The sequence below is a fragment of the Streptomyces sp. NPDC060031 genome, from assembly GCF_042736805.1.
Lineage (GTDB): Bacteria > Actinomycetota > Actinomycetes > Streptomycetales > Streptomycetaceae > Streptomyces.
Genome location: NZ_JBHWVM010000004.1, coordinates 94,382 through 111,441 on the forward strand (window position 1 = coordinate 94,382; position 17,060 = coordinate 111,441).

18 protein-coding genes and 2 pseudogenes are annotated in these 17,060 nt (G+C 70.4%); 4 read left to right on the plus strand and 16 right to left on the minus strand.

The annotated features are described in order from the left end of the window. Positions 1-141 precede the first annotated feature (141 nt). A pseudogene (locus ACFWB8_RS02865) lies at positions 142-327 on the plus strand (CorA family divalent cation transporter); the annotation flags it as partial. Between the two features lie 156 nt (positions 328-483). Here ACFWB8_RS02865 and ACFWB8_RS02870 read toward each other — a convergent pair. From ACFWB8_RS02870 to ACFWB8_RS02905, 8 genes are all read right to left on the minus strand, one after another. Then, positions 484-1,047, minus strand: a complete 564-nt coding sequence (locus ACFWB8_RS02870) for a flavoprotein (protein WP_385221527.1) — start codon at positions 1,045-1,047, stop codon at positions 484-486. Positions 1,048-1,079: 32 nt separating this feature from the next. After that, on the minus strand, positions 1,080-2,066 hold the full coding sequence (locus ACFWB8_RS02875) for a Gfo/Idh/MocA family oxidoreductase (protein ID WP_385221530.1): 987 nt from the start codon (positions 2,064-2,066) through the stop codon (positions 1,080-1,082). A 5-nt stretch (positions 2,067-2,071) separates the two neighbouring features. After that, positions 2,072-3,379, minus strand: a complete 1,308-nt coding sequence (gene ligA, locus ACFWB8_RS02880) for a protocatechuate 4,5-dioxygenase subunit alpha (RefSeq protein ID WP_385221533.1) — start codon at positions 3,377-3,379, stop codon at positions 2,072-2,074. A 25-nt stretch (positions 3,380-3,404) separates the two neighbouring features. After that, positions 3,405-4,322 carry an amidohydrolase family protein gene (locus ACFWB8_RS02885; protein ID WP_385221536.1) on the minus strand — a complete coding sequence of 306 codons (918 nt, stop codon included), beginning with the start codon at positions 4,320-4,322 and terminating at the stop codon, positions 3,405-3,407. 12 nt (positions 4,323-4,334) lie between these two features. Next, positions 4,335-5,024 carry a 4-carboxy-4-hydroxy-2-oxoadipate aldolase/oxaloacetate decarboxylase gene (ligK, locus tag ACFWB8_RS02890; RefSeq protein WP_385221538.1) on the minus strand — a complete coding sequence of 230 codons (690 nt, stop codon included), beginning with the start codon at positions 5,022-5,024 and terminating at the stop codon, positions 4,335-4,337. Between the two features lie 19 nt (positions 5,025-5,043). Next, complete coding sequence (locus ACFWB8_RS02895) at positions 5,044-6,069, minus strand: amidohydrolase family protein (RefSeq protein WP_385221541.1); 1,026 nt, start codon at positions 6,067-6,069, stop codon at positions 5,044-5,046. A 26-nt stretch (positions 6,070-6,095) separates the two neighbouring features. Beyond that, positions 6,096-7,307, minus strand: a complete 1,212-nt coding sequence (locus ACFWB8_RS02900; protein ID WP_385221544.1) for a 4-hydroxybenzoate 3-monooxygenase — start codon at positions 7,305-7,307, stop codon at positions 6,096-6,098. 104 nt (positions 7,308-7,411) lie between these two features. Next, positions 7,412-8,182, minus strand: coding sequence for an IclR family transcriptional regulator (locus tag ACFWB8_RS02905; RefSeq protein ID WP_385221546.1), 771 nt, complete (start codon positions 8,180-8,182; stop codon positions 7,412-7,414). A gap of 74 nt (positions 8,183-8,256) precedes the next feature. Between ACFWB8_RS02905 and ACFWB8_RS02910 the strand changes: the two genes are divergently transcribed. Continuing rightward, positions 8,257-8,955, plus strand: a complete 699-nt coding sequence (locus tag ACFWB8_RS02910; RefSeq protein WP_385221549.1) for a substrate-binding domain-containing protein — start codon at positions 8,257-8,259, stop codon at positions 8,953-8,955. Between the two features lie 191 nt (positions 8,956-9,146). Here the strand turns inward: ACFWB8_RS02910 and ACFWB8_RS02915 are convergent, their stop codons facing one another. From ACFWB8_RS02915 to ACFWB8_RS02930, 4 genes are read right to left on the minus strand one after another with little or no spacing between them, the layout of a single operon-like run. Further along, positions 9,147-9,605 carry a MaoC family dehydratase gene (locus ACFWB8_RS02915; RefSeq protein WP_385221551.1) on the minus strand — a complete coding sequence of 153 codons (459 nt, stop codon included), beginning with the start codon at positions 9,603-9,605 and terminating at the stop codon, positions 9,147-9,149. 54 nt (positions 9,606-9,659) lie between these two features. Further along, positions 9,660-11,219, minus strand: a complete 1,560-nt coding sequence (locus ACFWB8_RS02920) for a long-chain fatty acid--CoA ligase (RefSeq protein WP_385221554.1) — start codon at positions 11,217-11,219, stop codon at positions 9,660-9,662. A 37-nt stretch (positions 11,220-11,256) separates the two neighbouring features. Next, entirely contained in the window at positions 11,257-12,144 is an 888-nt protein-coding gene (locus ACFWB8_RS02925; protein WP_385221557.1) for an amidohydrolase family protein, read from the minus strand. 1 nt (position 12,145) lies between these two features. Continuing rightward, positions 12,146-13,057: an SDR family oxidoreductase gene (locus ACFWB8_RS02930; protein ID WP_385221560.1), complete on the minus strand. Its 912-nt coding sequence runs from the start codon at positions 13,055-13,057 to the stop codon at positions 12,146-12,148. Positions 13,058-13,237: 180 nt separating this feature from the next. Here ACFWB8_RS02930 and ACFWB8_RS02935 point away from each other — a divergent pair, with 180 nt between their 5' ends. Continuing rightward, positions 13,238-13,651: a MarR family winged helix-turn-helix transcriptional regulator gene (locus ACFWB8_RS02935; protein WP_385221563.1), complete on the plus strand. Its 414-nt coding sequence runs from the start codon at positions 13,238-13,240 to the stop codon at positions 13,649-13,651. A gap of 61 nt (positions 13,652-13,712) precedes the next feature. Here the strand turns inward: ACFWB8_RS02935 and ACFWB8_RS02940 are convergent, their stop codons facing one another. Both ACFWB8_RS02940 and ACFWB8_RS02945 read right to left on the minus strand, forming a co-directional pair. After that, the gene (locus tag ACFWB8_RS02940) at positions 13,713-13,868 is read right to left on the minus strand and encodes a DUF3237 family protein (RefSeq protein WP_385221650.1); all 156 of its coding nucleotides are present in this window, start codon (positions 13,866-13,868) and stop codon (positions 13,713-13,715) included. Beyond that, on the minus strand, positions 13,855-14,022 hold the full coding sequence (locus tag ACFWB8_RS02945; protein WP_385221566.1) for a carboxylesterase family protein: 168 nt from the start codon (positions 14,020-14,022) through the stop codon (positions 13,855-13,857). Before ACFWB8_RS02945 ends, ACFWB8_RS02940 begins: the two co-directional genes overlap by 14 nt. 288 nt (positions 14,023-14,310) lie before the next feature. On the opposite strand from ACFWB8_RS02945, the pseudogene ACFWB8_RS02950 reads away from it, so the two are divergent. After that, positions 14,311-14,577, plus strand: a pseudogene (locus ACFWB8_RS02950) (IS110 family transposase); the annotation flags it as partial. A gap of 24 nt (positions 14,578-14,601) precedes the next feature. On the opposite strand, the gene ACFWB8_RS02955 reads toward ACFWB8_RS02950, so the two are convergent. Both ACFWB8_RS02955 and ACFWB8_RS02960 read right to left on the minus strand, forming a co-directional pair. Next, a complete protein-coding gene (locus ACFWB8_RS02955) occupies positions 14,602-15,996 on the minus strand; it encodes an NAD(P)/FAD-dependent oxidoreductase (RefSeq protein WP_385221569.1) in 1,395 nt (464 codons plus the stop codon). A 269-nt stretch (positions 15,997-16,265) separates the two neighbouring features. Further along, on the minus strand, positions 16,266-16,976 hold the full coding sequence (locus tag ACFWB8_RS02960; RefSeq protein ID WP_385221572.1) for a TetR/AcrR family transcriptional regulator: 711 nt from the start codon (positions 16,974-16,976) through the stop codon (positions 16,266-16,268). Positions 16,977-17,060: the final 84 nt, after the last annotated feature.

The following is a 17,060-nucleotide window of genomic DNA, read 5'->3' on the forward strand; positions in this document are numbered from 1 at the left end:
ATGAAGCCGCGTTGGGGAGCGGCTGGGGAGGATCGGCCGTACAAGCGGGCAGCATGGTGAAAGGGTCGGAAAGATCGATCGCCGCAGGTCGGACTGCCCACACAGTCGGTTTCCGCAGGTCAGCGGTGTGAGGGTGACAACTTCAAGAAGATTTCCTCATGGGCCGCCATCCTGTTTGCACCCACACTCGTGGGAACCATCTACGGCATGAACTTCGACACCATGCCCGAACTCCACTGGGCAGGCGGCTACCCCTTCGCGATCCTGCTGATGGCGGTCGTCTGCGTAAGCCTGTACGTCATCTTCAAGAAGCGCGACTGGCTGTAGCCGGACACCAACACCGTTGCTCAACATGGCTCTTGCGAACGCCTGACAGCGTCCCCACAGATGGGGTTGGGAGACCATCGCAAGACTGACAGACTCTCCGGAACAGCGCCTCACGACCGGGTATACGGCAGGATCTCCCTACTCGCAGTCGCAGGCTCAGCAGTGGGCGGCCCCTGCATTGAGCAGTGGGGACAGGAGGTCGACGGCTTCCTCCCAGCGGAAGCGGTCGGCGCCGCCGCCGGACTTCGGGCGGTGCGGCTCGTAGCCGCCGACCAGAACACCCGTCTCGCGCAGCTCGGCGAGGCTTCGCTGGTACGCGCGGTGGGCCGCGAGGGCGGTGTTCACGTAGGGCAGGACGGCGGTGGGGATGCCCATGCCCGGAGCCTCGCAGAGGATGCCGAGGGCGAGGGTGTCCGCGAAGCCGGCCGCCCACTTGTTGACCGTGTTGAAGGTGGCCGGGGCTACGGCGATCGCATCGGCGGGCGGGAAGGACCTTGCCTCGCCCGGCGCACGCCAGGCGGATCGCACCGGGTAACCGGTCCGCTCCTCGACCGCGGCGACGTCGAGGAAGGGAAGCCCCTGCGGGGTGGCGACGACGCCGACGTCCCAGCTCCGCTCGTGCGCGGCGTCGATCAGCTTGCCGACGTCGCCCGCGATCCCGGCCGCGCAGACGAGTACGAACGCCTCGCGGAGCTGCTGTTCAGCGCCCGCGCCTGTCATCGCACGCTGGGTACCGAAGCCGAATTCGCCGCCTACCTGGCTGCTCTGCGCGCCGAGACGGCGTCGAGCTGCTCCTCCAGGGCCGCCAGCGTCCGGTAGCAGGGCATCACCTGGGCGATGGAGGCGTTCGGTTCGCGGCCCTCGCGGATGGCGGCGACGAACTCGCGGTCCTGCAGTTCGATGCCGTCCATCGACACGTCGACGCCTCTGACGTCGATCGGCTCGTCCTTGCCGGTGGCCAGGTCGTCGTAGCGCGCGACGTAGGTGCCGGTGTCGCCGATGTAGCGGAAGAACGTGCCGAGCGGCCCGTCGTTGTTGAACGACAGCGACAGGGTGCAGAGGGCGCCGTTCTCCGCGCGCAGCTGGATGGACATGTCCATCGCGATGCCGAGCTGGGGGTGGATCGGGCCCTGGACGGCGTTGGCCTGCACGATCGGCGAGCCGGTCTGGTAGGCGAAGAGGTCGACGGTGTGCGCGGCGTGGTGCCACAGCAGGTGGTCGGTCCAGGAGCGCGGCTGGCCGAGGGCATTGAGGTTCGTGCGGCGGAAGAAGTAGGTCTGCACGTCCATCTGCTGGATGTTGAAGTCTCCGGCCTGGACCCGCCGCCGTACCCACTGGTGGCTCGGGTTGAAGCGCCGCGTGTGCCCCACCATCGCCACCAGTCCGGTGCGCTGCTGCGCCCCCAGGCAGGCCTCGGCGTCGGTGAGGGAGGCGGCCAGCGGGATCTCGGTCTGGACGTGCTTGCCCGCTTCGAGGCAGGCCAGCGTCTGCGCGGCGTGCATCGGCGTGGGCGTGGCGAGAATGACGGCGTCGATGTCGTCCATCGCAAGTACCTCCTCCAACGTCGCGACGCCGCGGCCGATGCCCTGCTCCGCGGCGAAGTTCCGGGCGCTTTCGAGGGTGCTGCTCACGACGGCAGCCACCTCGACGCCCTTGATCCGCCCGAGCGCGGCCGCGTGCTTGGCTCCGAAGGCGCCGCCCCCGGCCAGGGCGATCCGGAGGGTCTGGTCGTCAGTCATGTCGCTCACTCCTTCTCAGCGGGCTTCTTGGCCCGCGGATGGTTCTCCAGGATCAGGTGGCCGACGGCGGTGTTGGACGCCGGCACGTGGTAGAAGCGGTGCTTGAGCTCGATCCGTCCGGACCCGTCGAGGTCACTCATCGCCCCGCGGGCGATCAGCCACATGACCAGCTCGATGCCCTCCGAGCCCGCCTCCTCCACGTACTCCAGGTGCGGGACCTGCGACAACCCGACCGGGTCCGCGATCAGTTCGTCGAGGAAGGCGTTGTCCCATTCCCGGTTGATGAGGCCGGCACGGGGGCCCTGCAGCTGGTGGCTCATGCCACCGGTGCCCCACACCTGGACCTTCAGCGGTCTGTCGTAGGACTCGATCGCCTTGCGCAGCGTCTGGCCGAGCCGGAAGCACCTGTCACCCGAGGGCACGGGGTACTGCACCACGTTGACGTGGAACGGGATCACCTTGCACGGCCACTCCTCGACATCCCCGAACATCAGCGACAGCGGGACGGTCAGGCCGTGGTCGACGGTCATCTCGTTGACGAGGGTGAGGTCGAAGTCGTCCCTGATGAGCGAGTGCGCGATGTGCGCGGCCAGGTCGGGGTCGCCCTCGATGCCCGGCACCGGGCGGGGTCCGTACCCCTCGTCGGCCGTGGAGTAGGCCGCTCCGGTGCCGAGCGCGAAGGTCGGGATCAGCGACTGGTCGAACGTGGTGGCGTGGTCGTTGTAGACCAGGAAGACCACGTCGGGCAGGTTCTCCTTCTCCCATTGCTTGGAGAACTCGTAGCCCTCGAAGACCGGCACCCAATAGGGGTCGTCGGTTTTGTGGTGGTCGATCGCCGCGCCGATCGCCGGCACGTGCGAGGTGAAGACCGCGCCGGTGATCGTGGCGTGCTCGGCCGGCGGTGCCTGGTCGGCGTGTGCCGCTTCGAGGACGGCGTGGTCGATCCGGTTCCCCACCACGGAGCGGCCGCCGCCGACCATCATGGCGCGGTACTCCTGCTCGGTCATGCCGGTCATCGAGCCCGCCATCTGCTGGAACGACAGCCCGAGCGTCGCGCCCCACTTGGCGAGGAAGTAGATGTTGCCGCCCTCGCGTATGGCGGCGTTGAGGTCGCGGTCGAGCAGCGCCCGCTTCTGTTCCTCCCGCAGTGGCCATGCGTCCAGGTAGGCGCGCTCGTCGGCGAGGTAGAGCTCGCGGTTCTCCGCCGTCATCAGCGACATGCAGAACTGGTTGAGGTGGTACCCCCTGGCGGACTGCTCGGCGTCGAAGATGGTCGTCCCCGGAACCAGTTTGTAGGTCTTGTCCAGTGACATGGTGAGCCTCCAATCGTGCGGTGGGTCAGTCGGCGTCCGGCCAGTACAGGCGCATCGGGTTGTCGACGAGGAGCCCCCGTCGCAGCTGGGGCGTCGGCGCGATGTGCGGGATGAAGTCGACGAGCAGACCGTCGTCCGGCATGTGGCCGGTGAGGTTCGGGTGCGGCCAGTCGGTGCCCCACAGCACCCGGTCGGGGAACTCCTCGATCACGCGGCGGGCGAACGGGACGACGTCACGGTAGGCATCCTGCTCGCCGTCGAGGGCCGGCGGGCCGCTCATCGACAGCCGCTCCGGGCAGGTCACCTTGCACCAGATGTCCGGCCTCGCCCGCATGAAGTTCAAGAACGCCTCGAACTCCGGGCCGTGCGGGTCCTTGGTGACATCGGGCCGGCCCATGTGGTCGATGACCAGCGGTACCGGGATCGCGAGGAAGAAGTCGCGCAGGTCGGCGAGGTCGGCCGCCTCGAAGTAGACGACTACGTGCCAGCCGTAGGGCGCGATCCGCTCGACGACGTCCCACAGGTCCTGCCGTGGCGCCGCGTCGACGAGCCGCTTGACGAAGTTGAACCGTACGCCGCGGACGCCGGCCTCGTGCAGCTCCCGCAGTTGCACGTCCGAGATGTCCGGCCGCACCGTCGCGACACCCCGGGCCAGGCCTCCCGAGGCTCGCAGGGCGTCGAGCATGGCGCTGTTGTCGGCGCCGTGGCAGGTCGCCTGCACGACGACGTTACGGGCGAAGCCCAGGTGGTCGCGCAGCTCGAAGAGCTGGTCCTTGGACGCGTCGCAGGGGGTGTACTTCCGCTCCGGGGCGAACGGGAACCGCTCCCCCGGGCCGAAGACGTGGCAGTGCGCGTCGACAGCGCCCTCGGGCACCTGGAACCGCGGCCGGTTCGGGTCGGCGTACCAGTCCAGCCAGCCGGAGGTCTTCCGACAGGTCGTCATTCTCGGTCCTCCTCAGTCCTCGTAGCGCAGCCCGAGCTCGGCCAGCGGGCCGCGCATGCCGTACAGGTCCAGGCCGAGCTCGCCCGCGCGGAACCGGGCACGCTTGCCCTCCTCGTTGGCCTCGCGCCGGGCCGAGGCCTCGGCGACCTCGGCCGCCCGCTCGCGCGGCACCACCACGACACCGTCACGGTCCGCCACAACGACGTCCCCGGGCCTGACCAGGGCGTTGGCGCAGACCACCGGCACATTGACCGAGCCGAGCGTGGCCTTGACCGCGCCCTTGGCGCTGATCGCCCGGGAGAAGACCGGGAAGTCCATCTCCTCCAGGTCGGCCACGTCGCGCACGCCGCCGTCGATGACCAGGCCGGCGCAACCCCGGGAGCGGAACGAGGTGGCGAGCAGATCGCCGAAGAAGCCGTCCTCGCTCTCGGCCGTACAGGCCGCGACCACGACGTCGCCTTGCCGGATCTGCTCGGCGGCGACGTGGAGCATCCAGTTGTCACCGGGCTGCAGCAGCACGGTCACCGCCGTACCGCACAGACGGGCGGCGGTGTAGACGGGGCGCAGGTACGGGCGCATCAGGCCCACCCGGCCCATGGCCTCGTGGATCGTCGCGACACCGAAGGCCGACAGTGCGGCGACGGCCTCGGGATCGGCGCGGGTGATCGATGTGTGGACGACACCGATCTCGGTGTGTTCCATGCGTTCTTCTCCTGGGAGTTCAGTGGCCGGCCGCGGCGAGGCGGGCGGCGAGGCGGGGGTACACGCGCAGGGCGTTGCCGCTGTAGACGGTGGCGCGTTCCTCGTCGGAGAGGTGCGCGGTGGCCTCGACGTACCGCTTCGTATCGTCGAAGTGGTGACCGGTGCGCGGGTCGATGTCGCGGACCGCGCCGATCATTTCGCTGGCGAACAGGACGGAGCGGCTGGGGATCACCTGCGTGAGCAGGTCGATGCCGGGCTGGTGGTAGACGCAGGTGTCGAAGAAGACGTTGTCCAGCAGCGTCTCGGGGTCCGGCCGGCCCAGCGCCATCGCCAGGCCGCGGAACCGGCCCCAGTGGTAGGGCGCCGCACCCCCGCCGTGCGGGATCACGAACCGCAGAGTCGGGAAGTCGGCGAACAGGTCGCCCTGGACCAGCTGCATGAACGCCGTGGTGTCGGCGTTGAGGTAGTGGGCACCAGTGGTGTGGAAGGCCGGGTTGCACGAGGTGCTGACGTGGATCATGGCGGGTATGTCGTACTCGGCCATCGCCTCGTAGAGCGGGTACCAGCTGCGGTCGGTCAGCGGCGGCGCGGTCCACCTGCCGCCCGACGGGTCGGGGTTGAGGTTGACCGTCACCGCGCCGAGTTCCTCGACCGCGCGGCGCAGCTCGGGCAGGCAGGTCGCGGGGTCGACGCCCGGTGACTGCGGCAGCATCGCGCCCATGGCGAAGCGGTCGGGGTAGAGCGTGCAGACACGGTGGATCAGGTCGTTGCAGATCCGCGCCCACACCGAGGAGACCTCGAAGTCGCCGATGTGGTGGGCCATGAAGCTGGCGCGGGGGGAGAAAATCGTCAGGTCGCTGCCGCGTTCGTCCATGAACCGGAGCTGGTTGCTCTCGATCGCTTGACGCAGGTCCTCGTCGGTGATGACCAGATCGGCGGGATCGGGCGCGTGCCCGGCGGAGCCGATCGCGGCCACCTGCCGGTCCCGCCACCGCGCCAACTGCGGCGGCGCGGTGGTGAAGTGACCGTGACAGTCGATGATCATGTGTTCTCTCCTGCTGGTCGTCGGGGTCAGCCCTGCGAGCCGGCGGGCCAGCCGGTGTACTGCTCGGCGAGATAGGTGCGTCCGGCGCGGGTGCCCACCACGTTGTCGAGCTCGCCGAGCTGGCGCCGCAGGTCGAACGACGTGCCGCCGGGCGCGGTGTGCAGCAGCTGGGTCATCCAGGAGGAGAAGTTCTGCGCCCGCCAGACCCGCTGCAGGGCGCGCGGCTGGTAATCGTCCAGCGCGCTCTCGCCCGCGCTGCCGAGTGCTCGCACCAGGACGTCGGCAAGCACCTTCACGTCGTGCAGCGCGAGGTTGAGCCCGCGGGCGCCGGTCGGCGGCACCGTGTGGGCGGCGTCGCCCGCGAGCAGCATCGAGCCCCAGCGCATCGGCTCCTGCACGAACGAGCGGAACCGCAGCACCGTCTTCTCCAGGATCGGCCCCTCCTTGAGACGGAAGCCGTCCTGGCCGGCCACCCGGGCCTGGAGCGTCTCCCAGATGCGGTCGTCCTGCCAGGCATCGACGGACTCGTCGGGGTCGCACTGAAAGTACATCCGCTGAACGGTCTCGGTGCGCTGGCTGATCAGCGCGAACCCGTGCTCGGAGTTGGCGTAGACCAGCTCGGGCGCGCTCATCGGCGCCTCGGCCATGATGCCGAACCACGCGAAGGGGTACTCCTTGCCGTGGCGCACCCGCCGGTCCTCGGGCACGAGGTCGCGGCACATGCTGCGCGAGCCGTCCGCACCGACCACGTACCGCGCCCGGATCTCGTGGCGGGACCCGTCGGGCGCGGTGTAGCGGACCCGGGGAGCGTCGGTCGTGATGTCGAGGACCTCGGTGTCCTTGACGCCGAAGTGGACCGTGCCACCGTCGCGGTCCCGGGCGTCGGCCAGGTCGGTGAACACGTCGGTCTGCGGGTAGAGCCACACCGACTGGCCGACCAGCTCCTTGAAGTCGATGCGGTGCGGGCGACCACCGAACCGGATCTCGACGCCCTCGTGCTCGTGGCCCTCGCGCAGGATCCGGTCGGAGACACCGGTCTCGACCAGGTCCCGGGCCGCGTCGGCCTCGAGGATGCCGGCCCGCTGCGTCGTTTCGATCTCGCGCCGGGAGCGGGTGTCGATCACGATCGTCTCGACCCCCGCTCGCCCGAGCAGGTGCGCCAGCATCAAGCCTGCTGGACCACCACCGATGACGGCGACGGGAACCGAGGCAACGGTGTCGACGGTGGCGTCGGCCATGGCATCTCCTGAGCGACTGCGAACGTTCGGAACACCCCGAACGTTGGCACCCGGAGCGGCCGCAGGTCGCCGGTGTTTCCGTCAGGCGGAAGCCCGCTCGAAGCTCAGACCGTCGCGTGGGCGCGTCGGCCGAGCTCGTCGGAGATCCCGTGCACGGCCCTCAGAAGGGGCCCGCGCAGCCCGCGCGCGTTGCTCGCACCGCCCGCCGCGACGACGATCCCCAAAGCGGCGCTGACGGGCCCGGTCCGGCCGATCCGTACGGGCGCTGCCACCGCGACCGTGTCCTCGGAGAGCTGCCGGTCGCTGACGAAGACCTGCTCGCGGCGGATCCGGTCCAGTTGCGCGCGCAGCGTCTTCGGGTCGGTGACGGTGTGCGGGGTCCAGGCGCGCAGCGGCGATTCGAGGACCTCCTCCTGGATGTCCCGTGGTGCGTGCGCGAGCAGCACCCGGCCCATCCCTGTGGAGCCGACGGGGAACCGGGTCCCGACCGCGGTCAACAGCTGCACCGATCGATGTCCGGTGATACGTTCGACGAACACGAGCTCGGTGCCCTCGCGCACCGCGAGTTGGATGTTCTCGTGGGTCGCCTCGTAGAGGTCCTGCATGAACGGCAAGGCCGCGTCTCGCAGGATCTGGGTACGGGGGCATCCCGAGGTGATCTCCCAGAGCCTCAGTCCGACGTGCCAGGCCCCGTCCTCATCCCGCTCCAGCGCTCCCCATTCCGCCAGCTCCGCGACCACTCGGTGCGTGGTGCTCAAGGCCAGACCTGTGCGCTGGGCGATCTGCGACAGTGTCTGCGACGTGTGCTCGCGATCGAAGGCCGCGAGGACCTTGAGGACCTTTCCAGCCGCGGTGCTGCTCCGGGTTGTGCTCACGCGGGCAGTCTCGCAGACGGGCGTTGGGGGCCCGACCGGGCGCCGTACGATCTGCCGGACACCAAGGAGACAACATGAACCAAGAGATCTCTGGGCTGTCCTCGATGGCGACGCGGCCGATAGTGGGCGAACTTTCCGAACACATCCGACTCGCCCACGGGATTCCGGTGCGTTTCGAGTCGGCCGGCGGGGTGGAGATCGCACGGCGGGTGCGCGAGGGCGCCGAAGCGGACCTGCTCGTGCTCGCCGACGGAGCACTGGCCGCGTTGGAGAAGGAAGGGCGCCTCCTCGGAGGTACGGCGCGCCCGCTGTGGGTCTCCCAGGTCGTCGCCGCCGTGCCGGAGGGAGCACCGGTTCCGGCACTCGGCTCGGAATCCGATCTGCGAGCCGTTCTTCTGTCCGCGCGGAGGATCGCCTACTCCACGGGCCCCAGCGGTACGTCCCTCATCGAGCTGATCACCCGGCTGGACCTCGCCGACACGCTCGGGGACCGGCTTGTCCAGGCCCCGCCGGGGGTGCCCGCAGGCAGCCTGCTGTCGTCCGGCCGAGCCGACTTGGCCTTTCAGCAGCACAGCGAGCTCATGGACCTGCCGGGCGTCGTCGTCATCGGCCCGCTGCCGGGCGATGCCGCCATCAGCTCGATGTTCAGCGGGGGCGTACTGGCCGCCTCCACCCAGCCGCACCGCGCCCGCGAGGTCCTCGACCTCCTCGGTTCCGACGCGGCGTCGAGGATCGCCCGCGGAAGGGGCATGCGGGTGATCGGGGGCTACTGACCCGGGTCGGGGTATCCGCCTGGGCAGCAGGCTCCGGGGCCCGTCCTGCTCACCCACGGGCATGCCGAGGACCGCACGCGCGATCCGGGGCTCGGCCTCGAACGCGTGCGGTCCACCCGTGGTCCGGGAAAGGGCCTCCCTCGTTTTTTGCGGCGGCGGACGCGGCAACGGCCCTGCGTATGTGGGGACGATCAGGCGTAGTGGCGGTAGACGGCCTGGGCCACGCAGGCCGGCTTGTCGCTGCCCTCGACCTCCACGGTGAACGTCAGCGCCATCTGGACGCCGTTGCCCTTGACCTCCTCCACGGTGCCGACGGCGCCGTGAAGGCGTATCTTCGCGCCGACCGGCACGGGGCTGGGGAAACGGACCTTGTCCAGGCCGTAGTTGACGCTCATCTTGGTGCCGGTGATGGTGAGGAGCTCGTCGAAGAGCGGGATGATCAGGGCGAGGGTGAGGTAGCCGTGGGCGATCGGGCCTCCGAAGGGGCCGTCCTTGGCCTTCTCCGGGTCCGTGTGGATCCACTGGTGGTCGTCGGTGGCGTCGGCGAAGGTGTTCACCCGGTTCTGGGTGATGTCGAGCCATTCGGTGCGGCCGAGGTCGGCTCCGCTGAGGGACTTGAGTTCTTCGAGGCCGTTGGCGACGGTCGGCATGGAGGGACCTTTCGGTGGCGCGGGCAGCGCTGAGCGCGGCCTGCAAGCGGGGTTTCAGCGGTGGGAGTGGTCTGCGGGACCGCCCGCGTGGGTGTCGCGCACGGCGGGCTTGATGATCTTTCCGGAGGCCGTGCGGGGCAGGGTGTCCGTGAGGACCACGGACTTGGGGATCTTGTACTTGGCGAGCCTGCCGTGCAGGTGGCCGAGGACGCCGCGCTCGTCGGCGCGGGCTCCGGGCCTGAGGATGACGACGGCGCGGCCGACTTCGCCCCAGACCGGGTCGGGCACCCCGATGACCGCGCATTCGGCGACGGCCGGGTGGGTGAGAAGCGCTTCCTCGACCTCGGCCGGGTACACGTTCTCACCGCCCGAGACGAACATGTCCTTGACCCGGTCGACGATGTAGGCGTACCCGTCGCGGTCGGTCCGGGCGACGTCGCCGGTGCGCAGCCAGTGGCCGTCGGCGCCGGCGCCGACGGTGAAGGCGGCCTCGGTGTCCTCCGGCCGGCCCCAGTACCCGGTCATGACGTTGGGGCCCTGGACGAGGACCTCACCACGCTGTCCGGGTTCGGCGTCCCGGCCGTCGGGCAGGACCACGCGGATGTCGGTGAAGAAGTGCGGCACGCCCGCGGAGCCGGCCTTGGCCGAGGTCTGCTCCCTGTCCAGGAAGAGGACTCCGGGAGACGCCTCGGTCATGCCGTAGCCCTGGCTGAAGGCGAGGCCGCGGGCGAGGTAGGTGGCGATGGTGCGTGCGGGCACGGGTGCGCCGCCGCAGTTGAGGGTGCGCAGGCTGGACAGGTCCGTCGTCGCCCAGCGGGGCCGGGCGGCCATGGCGTCGTACATCGTGGGGACGCCGAACATGTACGTCACGCGCTCGTTCTCGATGGTCTCCAGTACGCGTTCGGCGTCGAAGGCACCGAGCAGCACCACCCGGCCGCCCTTGAGGAGGGTGGGCAGGCAGGTCATGTTGAGGCCGGCGGTGTGGAACAGGGGGGCGACGACCAGGGTCACCTCGTCGCCCGTGAGGTCGGTGTCGACGAGGACGTTGACACTGTTCCAGATGATGTTGTCGTGGGAGAGGACGGCGCCCTTGGGGCGGCCCGTGGTCCCGGAGGTGTACATGATCATGCAGGTGTCGTGCGGCGCCACGCTCTCGTCCAGGGGCACGGCAGCGCCGCCGGCGAGGAACTCCTCGTAGCCGCGGACCCCCTCGTCGGGCCCGTCGAGCGCGATCCGGTGCCGCACTGCGGCCTCGTCGGCCGCAGCGCGTGCGGCCCGGGCCTGCTCCGGCGCGTGGACGAGGACGACGCTGCCCGAGTCGGACAGGTTGTACGCCAGTTCCGGGGCGGCCAGACGGATGTTGAGCGGGACGAAGACCGCCCCGAGCAGGCCGGCGGCGAACAGCGTCTCCAGGAAGGCGGGATGGTTGGGGCCGAGGTACGCGATCCGGTCACCCCGGGCCACTCCCAGCTCCCGCAGGGAGTGGGCGAGGCGCAGGACGCGCTGGTGGAGCTCGCCATAGGTCCAGGAGCGGTCCTCGTGGACGAGGGCGATCCGGTCCGGGGTCTTGCGGGCCCGGCGCGTGGGCCACGAGCCGATGCCTTGGTTCAACACGACGACTCCTTCGGTTTCTTCACTTCCTTCGGTTCCTTCAGTCCGTGAGCAGCCCGAGCAGGCGGGCGGCGTTCTCCTTGAGGATCTTCGGTCGGACCTCGGGCTTGATGTCGAGCTTCTCGAAGTCGGCCAGCCACCGGTCGGGGGTGATGACGGGGTAGTCGGAGCCGAAGAGGACCTTGTCCTTGAGCAGGGTGTTGGCATAGCGGACGAGCTGCGGCGGGAAGTACTTCGGGGACCAGCCGGACAGGTCGATGTACACGTACGGTTTGTGGGTGGCCACCGCGAGGGCCTCGTCCTGCCAGGGGAAGGACGGGTGGGCGAGGATGATCCGCAATTCGGGGAAGTCGACGGCGACGTCGTCGACCAGCATGGGGTTGGAGTACTTCAGGCGGATGCCTCCGCCGCCCGGTACGCCGGCGCCGATGCCGGTCTGACCGGTGTGGAAGAGGGCGGGCACGCCGAGTTCCTCGATGGCCTCGTACAGCGGATAGGCCATCGGGTCGTTCGGGGCGAACGCCTGGATGCTGGGGTGGAACTTGAAGCCGCGGACGCCGTGCTCCTCCACCAGGCGCCGCGCCTCGCGCACGCCCGCACGGCCCTTGTGCGGGTCGATGCTCGCGAACGGAATGAGTACGTCCGCATGGGCGGCACAGCTCTCCGCGATCTCCTCGTTGGAGATCCGCGGGTGCCCCGTGGCGTGCTCGGCGTCGACCGTGAACACCACGGCGGCCATGCGGCGTTCACGGTAGTGGGCGGCCATCTCATCGATGGTGGGCTGCCGGTGGCCGTGGGCCTTGAAGTAGTTCTCGGAGGCGCCGAACAGTTCGGGGCTCAGCGCCCCGTGGCCGTCCTTGGAGACCTCGGCGTGCGTGTGCACGTCGATGGCGGTCAGCCGGTCCAGGTCGAGCGTGAGGTCACCCATCTCATGCCTCCGGGGCCTGGGGCGCCGGAATGCCGTAGGTCTCGGCCTCGGCCCCTACGCCGCCGGGCCAGAGGGCGGCGATCATGTCGGCGCTCCAGCCCCCGTCGGCGAAGGCGACCGCCTTCTCCTTGGGGTGCGCCCACAGGGCCAGCCGGTCGCCGCCGATGCCGATCGCCTGCCCGGTCACTCCGTCGGAGGCGTCCGAGGCCAGGAAGGCGATCAGGCCGGCGACGTCCTCGACGGTGCCGAGGCCCTCGTCCTTGCGCAGCCAGTCGGGCAGGGGGCCGCCCGTGCGCTCGGCCTCCTCGATGACCGGCGCGAAGGCCGGGATGGTCTTGGTCATCTCGGTGGCGGCGACGGGGACGACGGCGTTGACGGTGATGCCGGCGCGGCCCAGCTCCATGGCCCAGGTGCGTGCCATGGCGACGATGCCCGCCTTGGCGGCGGCGTAGTTGGTCTGGCCGAAGTTGCCGCGCTGTCCGGCCGGCGAGGAGATGAGGACGAGCCGGCCGCCGGTGCCTTGCTCCCGCATGCGGACGGCGGCGGCGCGGGCGCAGGTGAAGGTGCCGCGCAGGTGCACGCGGACGACGTCGTCGAAGTCGTCGTCGGTCATCTTCCACAGCACGCGGTCTCGCAGGATGCCGGCGTTGGTGACGAGCACGTCCAGGCGCCCGAACTCCCGCACCGCCGTGTCCACCAGTTCCTCGGCCGCAGCGCTGTCGCCCACCGCCGCCACGACGCCGGCCGCCCTACCTCCCGCGGCCGTGATCGTGGCGACGGCGGCGTCGACCGCGTTCTGGTCGACGTCGTTGACGACGACGGCGGCTCCAGCCGCGGCAAGGGCTTGGGCGTATCCCAGCCCGAGGCCGCGCCCGCTGCCGGTGACGACGGCGACTTTCCCGTGCAGATCCATGGGGGGTGCCTTTCATGAGCGGTTCGGGGGAAGTCGACAGCACGGCACAAGCCGGGATCGACAGGAATCCTGATGAACGCAGTGTGAGCAATCAACAGGATTCCTGTCAATGCTCTAGGGTGGTGGTACGTGTCGCCGCGCCGGCCGCACCCAACGGGCCGTCACCACGGGAGGACGAACATGAGCACCTCGCTGCTCTACCTGGTCAAGAGGACGGAGCTGGCGGTACGGGCCCGCCTGGAGGAGCTGCTCAAGCCCGCCGGGATCACGGCGCTGCAGTACACCGCCCTCACCGTGCTGGAGCGGCACGACGGCATTTCCGCCGCGCAGCTCGCCCGCGACTCCTTCGTCACCGCCCAGTCCATGGCCGACATGGTCCGGGCGCTGGAAAGCCGCGGCCTGATCCATCGCGAACCCAACCCCGCCAACCGCCGCGAGCGCCTCATCCTGCTCGCCGACGCGGGGCGCCGACTGCTCGGGGAGTACGCCGAGCCTGCTCGCGGACTCGAAGGGCGCATGGTCGCCGACCTGACCGCCGAGGAGGTCGAGCAGTTCCGGGAGGCGCTGAACCGCACGTGGCGTTCCCTCACCTGACTCGGGAGTTGAGCTGATGCGGCCGACGGCCGGCGTGCTGAGCGCGCCGGCCGCCTGCCTTCTACCCGAGCGCGTACATGCGGATGACCACGACGTCCTCCCCCTCGGGTCGGGCGAGGCCGACGAAGACCGTCTCCGCGAGCCAGCGGTGGGCAGGCGCGTCCGTCCGGAAGACCGGCGACGTCCGGTAGTAGTGGCCGTCCTCAGCAATCTGCAGGTCCCCGTCGAACTGGGGGCACGGGGGCGGCGAAGCGGAGCTCGCCGACCAGGGGACGGGCGTACGGGATGCCGAGGAAACGGAGGCTTCCGTCGGCGCGGCGCTCGCCCCGCACGGGTCCGTGGCCGGTGCGGACGAGGGGATCGTCGGTCATGGGAGTGCTCCTGTCAGGGGAGGTGCGGCAGCACGGGGTCGGCGCCCCGGGTCAGCGGCGGGGTCAGCGGCGGGGTCAGCGCCGGGGCGCATCGTTCTCGACGTAGCGGCGGACCTTCCGCAGAGCTTCCGCGTGCGGGGTCTTCGCTCCGTACGTGCGGTCGCAGGTCAGCGGTGTCACGGAGATCCGGCCGTCCCGGAAGAGGGCCGCGGAGTCGGCGGCCGCGACGGTTTCGCTGCACGGGTCGGGCGACGAAGCGATCTGGGGCATCGACCTGGCAGACGGCGGATCTTTCCCGGGCTGGAGCGTGAACTCGACCTGGGCAACCTCGGCCCCCTGGTCCTCCTGACCGGCTACCAGACCCCGGCCGCCATCCGCCGCACCGGCCGACGGCGTCTGGCCACCTGGCTGCACAACCGCAAGGTCCGCAGCCCCGACGAACTCGCCGCCAAAGCCGTCCGGGCCGCCGAGGGGCAGCACACCACCGTCCCCGGCGAGGACATGACCGCCCACGTGGTGCGCTCCCTGACCAGGGAGGTGATGGCCCTCACTGAGGGCAAACGGCACAGCCAGGCTTGATTAGGAATCGAAACCGAGGCCGAAGCGGTCGAGGCTGCGCAGCCAGAGGTTGCGGTGGCCCTGGTTGAGGTCGGCGCGTGCCATGGACCACTTGGTGATGCCGATACCGAGGGACCGGACGGGCTCGGGCGGGAACGGCAGGGGCTTGCGGCGGACCATCTCCAGGTCGGTGCGCTCGGTGCGCTCGCCCGCCAGGAGGTCGAGCATCACCTCGGCGCCGAAGCGGCTGGCGCCGACGCCGAGGCCCGTGTACCCGGCGGCGTAGGACACCTTCCCGTGGTGACTCGTGTCGAAGAACACGCAGAAGCGGGTGCTGGTGTCGATGGCTCCACCCCAGCTGTGGGTGAAGCGCACACCCTCCAACTGCGGGAACGTCGTGAAGAAGTGGCGGGCGAGGGTGGCGAAGGTCTCGGGCCGCCGGTCGTGTTCGGCGCGGACGCGCCCGCCGTAGTGGTAGACGGCGTCGTATCCGCCCCACAGGATGCGGTTGTCCGCGGAGAGCCGGACGTAGTGGAACTGATTCGCGCTGTCCGCGAAGCCCTGGCGGCGCGTCCAGCCGACGGAGGCGAGCTGCTCTGGGGTCAGCGGCTCGGTCATCAGCGCGTAGTCGTACACGGGGACGGTGTACGGGCGGTGGCGCCGGACCAGGGAGGGGTAGGCGTTGGTGGCGAGCGCGACGCGCCTCGCGGTGATCCGGCCATAGGGGGTTCGGACGCCGATCACGGCCCCGTGCTCGGCGAGCGAGGTGGCTGGAGTGTGCTCGTGAATCCGGACGCCCAGGGCGAGGCAGGCACTCTTGAGTCCCCAGGCGAGCCCGGCCGGGTTGACCATGGCGACGTCGGCCTTGTTCCACAGGCCGCCGAGGAAGGTCGGGGAGTTGATCTCGGCCCGGACGGCCTCGCCGTCGAGCAGGACCGGCTTGCCCCCGTAGCGGGCAGCGGCCTCGGCCTCCTCCGCGAGGCCGGCGAGCTGGTACGGCTCGGTGGCCACCACGATGGAGCCGGTGCGCTCCCAGTCGCAGTCGATCCCGTGGCGCTCCACGGTGTCCTCGATGGCCTGGAGGTTCTCCCGCCCGAGCCGTTCCAGGAGGTCGATCTCCCCGGGCCAGCGCTGGAGACCGTTGTGCAGGCCGTGGGTGAGGCTGGACTCGCAGAAGCCGCCGTTGCGACCGGAGGCGGCGCCGCCGGCCTCGTCCGCCTCGATGAGCACCACGTCGGCGGAGGGGTCGCGCTCCTTGGCTAGGAGGGCGGTCCACAGGCCGGTGTAACCGCCGCCGACGACGAGCAGATCGCAGGTGGTGGCCCCGACGAGGGCGGGGGCGGCCTGCGGGCGGCGGGGGTCGTCGAGCCAGAACGGGCGGGGCTCGGCGTCCCTGAGCGAGGTGAGGTGGTCCATGGGGGTTCCTTCGGATCGCGGAGGCGCCCGAGCGCACGGACCCTCCGAGGTGCCGCCCATGAGACCCTTCGGCACACAACAAGGTCAATGGTGTTGACATAAGCCCCGCACGCCGGAGCCAGGCGGTCCCGGCTCCCGGCGGTCGAGGATCTCCTGCGCGATCCGCCGCGCCCCGGGTGCGAAACGTGCGGCGAGCTCGCGGAGCAGCGCCTGCGCGCGTGCGGGGCCACCGTTCGGGCAGGTGCTCGGCGTTCCGCCGAGGCCACCGGTCAGCTTCCGTCCGCCGCCGGGCGGAGCGCCGCCACCGCGCCGAGCATCAGATCCAGGGCGAAGGGGTAGCCGCTGTCGCGCATGTCGGCGGCGAGCAGCGGGAAGGTCGCCGCGATGTTCGGGTGGGTTTCGGGCGACAGCCTGCCGTACACCGCGTGCCAGACCTCCTCGTCCGACTCCCGGGCCGCCTCCGGCAGGGCGAGCGCGGCGGCGTCCTGAGCGGCGAAGGCGAGGGCCTGGTCGACGAAGGCGTGGTAGATCCGCACGGCGAGGGCGTCGGGGAAGCCGCCGGAACGCAGGATGCCGAGGATCGCCTCGACGGCCCGCGTCTCGTGGGGGCGCCCTGTCGTGCGGTGGGCCGTGAGGAGCGCGGCCGGGGGGTTGGACTGATAGGAGGCATGGATGCGCAGCCCGATGGCACGCAGATCGGTCCGCCAGTCACCGGTGGCCGACCAGCCCTCCTGCGCACGCCCGATCAGCTCGTCGGACAGGGCGAGGAGCAGGGCGTCGGTGTTGCGGAAGTAGCGGTAGAGGGCGCTGGGATCCGCGCCGAGCGCCGCGCCGAGCCTGCGCGCCGAGAGCGCCGCCGCGCCGTGCTGCGCGACCAGGCGCAGGGCTGTGTCGATGATCAGCCGTTCCGAGAGTACGGCGCCCTGCTTGGTCGGTCGGTGACGCCGACGCCCGCCCTCTGGAATCACTCGTTCGGCCATGGCCGGACCTTACGTCAACACCATTGACGTGTAAACGGCCGTCCCGCTTCCATGTCTCCACCAACCGTCGCCTCATGTACTGGA